At 43.1% G+C, this 810-nt stretch carries 1 protein-coding gene; it reads right to left on the bottom strand.

Annotated elements, in window-relative coordinates:
- On the bottom strand, nt 1–739 hold a 739-nt coding region (locus tag D1841_RS17680), incomplete at its 3' end, for a transposase (protein WP_237076459.1).
- Between the last annotated feature and the right edge of the window lie 71 nt (nt 740–810).

Here is an 810-nt window from a genome sequence, read left to right as displayed (position 1 = left end):
GGGCAAACTCACTGACTTTCTGACGGATCCCGCATGGATAGATGACCCGGTTGGTCTTCAGCGCTCCGATCGTATAAAACCCTTTCCGGATAAAACTGTCCATTACCTTTACGGAGGTATACCAGCTGTCGCAAAGGAAATAGGAAATCACCGGTGCCACGGGAAGCTCATCTGCAATCTCCTGGACACTCTGTATCTTTGATCTTGATTTGTCATACAGGATATTGGCATAATTCAGTATGAGTCCATTACAGGAAAGCATGACGGAAACAATCTGATGCCCATAATCCTGACAGCCCTTTAAATGGGATTGATGGAAGTACGCTGCTTCAATTGGATGCCCGGCCTGTGACGAAGGCCTGGTATGCGAAGCAATCGTATCATCTACAATACAGAAAACAGGCTGTCCTGAGCGTTGCGCTTCCTGATAAATAACCTGTATGACGGCATTTTTCAAAGTATCCTGGAGAGCGGAATCATTCCACTTGCCGTGGTTCAGGAAATAGGCGGTTGTGGTTCTGTGCTGGTTACTTACTTCGGCGAAATCTACAGTTTTCCCCCTGTAACCACGGAGGAAAACGGAAACAATGATAGTCATCAGATGGTTTAGGTACACATCGGATAAAAATAATCCGAGTTTTAAGGTTTTAAAGTAATTGTAAATACTGTTGGAATGATGTATACTGTTTGCAACGGACACTCCCTTGTTGTTTGAGTATGTTGTTTGTTGGTACTTCAATGATACATCATTCAGCAGCGGGTGTCTTTATTTTGTGCAATATTTGGTATTTACTCATTTATAGTTATGAA

This window comes from Neglectibacter sp. X4, from assembly GCF_009917365.1.
Classification (GTDB): domain Bacteria; phylum Bacillota; class Clostridia; order Oscillospirales; family Acutalibacteraceae; genus Acutalibacter.
The sequence above is the reverse complement of the archived record's forward strand: the minus strand, read 5'-3'. Positions and strand labels throughout refer to the sequence as shown.